Origin of the sequence: Streptomyces sp. CB01881 (genome assembly GCF_002953255.1) — a bacterium.
Classification (GTDB): domain Bacteria; phylum Actinomycetota; class Actinomycetes; order Streptomycetales; family Streptomycetaceae; genus Kitasatospora.
In genome coordinates this window covers 11,033,649-11,037,335 of the sequence record NZ_CP026498.1, presented here as the reverse complement: position 1 = coordinate 11,037,335, position 3,687 = coordinate 11,033,649, and the positions used below count along the sequence as shown (strand labels likewise).

At 71.6% G+C, this 3,687-nt stretch carries 4 protein-coding genes; 3 read left to right on the top strand and 1 reads right to left on the bottom strand.

What is annotated here, in order from left to right; genetic code table 11:
- Nucleotides 1-716 precede the first annotated feature (716 nt).
- The gene (locus C2142_RS37530) at nt 717-1,412 is read right to left on the bottom strand and encodes a hypothetical protein (RefSeq protein WP_241003067.1); all 696 of its coding nucleotides are present in this window, start codon (nt 1,410-1,412) and stop codon (nt 717-719) included.
- A gap of 220 nt (nt 1,413-1,632) precedes the next feature.
- Between C2142_RS37530 and C2142_RS37525 the strand changes: the two genes are divergently transcribed.
- The 3 genes from C2142_RS37525 to C2142_RS37515 all read left to right on the top strand — a co-directional run bounded on the left by C2142_RS37525 (nt 1,633) and on the right by C2142_RS37515 (nt 3,635).
- Entirely contained in the window at nt 1,633-1,779 is a 147-nt protein-coding gene (locus C2142_RS37525) for a hypothetical protein (protein ID WP_153882856.1), read from the top strand.
- A gap of 516 nt (nt 1,780-2,295) precedes the next feature.
- Nucleotides 2,296-2,733: a hypothetical protein gene (locus tag C2142_RS37520; RefSeq protein WP_148647268.1), complete on the top strand. Its 438-nt coding sequence runs from the start codon at nt 2,296-2,298 to the stop codon at nt 2,731-2,733.
- Nucleotides 2,734-3,035: 302 nt separating this feature from the next.
- Complete coding sequence (locus C2142_RS37515) at nt 3,036-3,635, top strand: hypothetical protein (protein ID WP_148647267.1); 600 nt, start codon at nt 3,036-3,038, stop codon at nt 3,633-3,635.
- Nucleotides 3,636-3,687: the final 52 nt, after the last annotated feature.

The following is a 3,687-nucleotide window of genomic DNA, read 5'->3' as shown; positions in this document are numbered from 1 at the left end:
GTGGTGGTCTGAATTCGGGTCGGAATTGCGGGGCAGGGGTGGTGGCGGGGTTGGTGTTCGGTTTGGTGGTCCGGGCTGGGTGCCGCTGTCCCGGGCCCGCCGTCCGGGTCGTCCCGGGCCTGCTGCGTCCTGCTCGGTCGCTGCGGTCCAGGCCGGGGCCGCTGTCGGGGCTGGGCCCCGCGTTGTCCGGTCGGGCCCGCTGTCCCTGGTGGCTGGGCCGTCCCGCTTCCCAGCTCTGTGCCGCCCGCTTCCCGCTGCGCCTGCGCAGGCCTCGCTGCGCTGCCGCGTGCCGGGCGCCGTCGTCGTCCCGCTGTGCCTCGGGGGGCCTCGCTGCCCCCGGTTCGGCCTGGCCGGGCGGCTGGGTGGCCGTCAGGCCGCCGTGGAGGCTGTTCTGGTGGCCGTGGGTGCCTGTCCTGGTGCCGCGCTTCCTGTCGGGTGGGGCGGTGTCGTGCCCTGTGACGTGGACGGATACCGCTCAACCCCTGTGTGTGGTGGGGACGCGACAGGTGGGTGCGACAGGGTGCTGGATGGGGCCGCGGGCGCTGCTCGGTCCGCCGGCCTCCTGCCGTCGTGCCGTCCCGCTGCTGCGCCGTCCTGGCCGTCGTACCGCCCCGCTGCGTCCTGGGCGGCTGTCGGCGTACAGGTGAATGTGCTGAGTCTGGTACACGTGAAAGTGCTCGAGTCTTGGGGCGGGGACGGGCCGGTGCAGTTCACCTTCAGGTCGCCCAGGGCAGCCGTACGGCCTCGACACCGGTGTCGTTCAGCAGTGCCTCGATGAGGGCTGGGAGCCCGGCGACCTTGGTGGCCCACAGGTCGTAGTCGGTGCACAAGACCCATGAGCGGTCTTCGGCCCAGAGGTTGGCGGGGCTGAAGTCGGCCAGGTCGGCCTCGGACACGTCGTAGAGCATCTCGGCGTCGCCAAGGCGCCCCTCCCGTACATGGAGGTTGTCGAAGTCGACGGCCCCGAGCGTCAGCGGGTTGTAGTAGGCCAGGCAGCGGGTGTCCGGGCCCGCAGGGCTGTGCGCGGTGAGGATGTCGATCAGCCGGATCCAGGTCTCACGATCCAGGCTCCCCTCGGTGGGTGGGGCGATGCCCAGCGGCCAGCTGCCGTTCTTCGTGGCCGAGGGAAAGCAACGGTGGGAGGGCAGCAGCCCGTCGGGGACGACGGGGTCGCCGGTCCGCCGGGCGAGTTCCTCCCAGCGCAGCCGCCGCCAGCCGGGGCCGGGGTGCTCGGCGCGGCCCAGGCCGTCTCCCGTGGTGACGACCACGGCATCGAGATCGATGCCCGGGACGATTTCGCGCGGGGTGCTCCCAACCGCCGGACGCGCCTGGTGGTACTCGTGGTGCGATACGTCGCCCGGCCCGTTCTCGTGCTCGTACATGGCGTTGAGTACCCAGGCCGCATCGGGCATCGCCGGCGGCATGAACCCGGTCAAACCGTCGCCACACAGCTTGAGCAACCAGTCCGTCGCGCCAGACGGTGCGAGTGGCCATGGGTTTGACAGCAGATCCGATTCCTCGGGCATAGGCTCATGATCCCAGTTGCGGCCACGGGCCCAAGCGAGGGGCCCGGCATCATGCAGCCGCCCCGCCACTGGGCACGTTCCGGTGTACCTGGCTGGGTACCGGGACATGTACCTCGACAGCGGCCGCCAGGCCGTCCCGCTACGCCAGGTCGTCGTCCTGGCCGTCTCGGGCCTGCCGCGCCGGGTCGCCGTCCCGCTGCGCCCGTGCTGCTTCCCGAAGCCCGCAGTCTGTACCCCGTGGCTGTCCTGGTGACCAGCTTGGTCCCCGTCCAGGCCGCGTGGCCGGGGTGTGTGTCGGTGGGGGTTTCTAGGGTGCGGTGTGGGTGGGGTGGGTACCGGAGTGTCCAGCACTGGAGACGGAACGGCAGACCTCCCGGTCTGCGCGGGGGTGGTTACGGCCCAACCGGCGTCCGGGGAGAAAGGGCCTGGGGACGGCTCGTCAGCACCGGCCCCACCCACCCATCAAGCCGCCCCCGCTGCGCCCTGGCCGCCGTCCGGGGCTGCCGTCCTGGGTCCGCGCGGGGCGCTGATGCTGGGCCTGTCCGGGCCCGCCCGCTGCGCCCTGCCTGCTCGCCTGCCGCGCCGCTGTTCCGGGCCCGTCTGCTGGCCGCGGTTCAGGCCGGGCGGTGTCCCGGAGCGCCTGCGGATGTCGGTGGTGTCGGTCAGGGTGTTGATCATGTTTGAGGAGTGGTGGCGTGTTCGGTCGGACGAGGAACGTGTGCAGTGGGTGTTGGAGTCGTTCGTGGCTGTGGGGCCGTTGCGTTTCGGGATGAGTGCTGACGAGGTGACGGCCACCTTGTGTGCTCTCACCGGGGACACCGAGCACCGGACGTGGACCAGCGGGCCGGGAGACGACACCTGGAAGGTCTGTGAGGGCAGGTACCGGGAGTTCGGCCTGCATCTCTACTACCGGGACGAGCGGTTGTCCGGTGTCGCGGTCGACGCCCGGTGCGGGCCGCAGGTCACCGTGGAGGGCACCGCGCTCGTGGGCCGGACTCCCTCCGTGGTGGGGCAGTGGATGGAGGAACGCGACGCCGAGCTGTCGTACATGAGCCTGGGCGTGCCCCGATCGGACCTCCTGGGCGTGGTGGTCAACGTCCAGCGGGCGCACGACCGCCTGCTCACCCGGCCGGTGTTCTTCCCCGCCGAGGCCCTCGACGACCTCCCTCACTGGTTCCCGCAGAGGGCCTGGGAGATCCACGGCTGAGTGTCCCCCAAACACACGCGACGCGGAGCCGTGTTGCGGGTCTGACCAGGGGTTATGTGGCTGGGAGGGGCCCGGTTCGGCGTGTTGCACCTGCCGTGTTGCACCCGCTGCTCGGTGCGCCGGCCTCAGCTGCTCCCCGCCGCCTCTGCTGCGCCTTGGCCGGCGTCCTGGTCGGCCGTCAGGCCGTCCCGCTGTGCTCGGCCTGGGCTCTGGCAGGCCGATCTTGCCGGGCTCGCGGTGCCGGGCATCCGTTTCCCCAGCCCGCCGCTAGGACAGCTGAGGGCGGACTCTAGGGTGATCCCATGGACGTGGGGGCGGTACTGATCGCGATGACCGGTGTGGCGGGCACGTTGGGCGGCGCGCTGCTGACCCAGCGCGGCGCGGACCGGGTCAAGAAGCGTGAGCTGGAGATGAGCCATGCGATCCAGGAACGCCGCGAGAATCGCGAGCTGCGGCGGCGGTGCTACACCGAGCTCCATCGGGATGCCCGACAGTTCGCCACGGCTCTGAGCCGTCACCTGTACGTCATGCGGGACCGCGCGCCCGGGGACGAGGACGTCCGGGCGCTGGAAGGGGCGAAGGACGCCCACCGGGACCGTTGGTCCGAGACCCTGATGACCGCCCCCGACACCGTGATCGGCCCGGCCGGCAAACTGAACGACGCACTGACCCGGGTGTACGGGCAGATCAAACGCATCGAACAGGGGAACCCCCGGCCCGGCGAGACGCTGCGATCGGCCGCCGAGGCGCAACACGCGCTCTGGCCCCTGATCCGGGCCACCCGAGAGGCGATGCGCGCCGATCTGGGCGTCACGGGCGCCGCCCCCTGGCCCGGGTCGACCTCGGCCGACGACCCGGCCATGATCGGCGACTTCGAGGAGATGGGCGGCGAAACCTCCTAGCCAGTGCCTGCGCTGGCCGTCCCGGCGGCCGGGTAGTGTTCGGTTTTCGCGG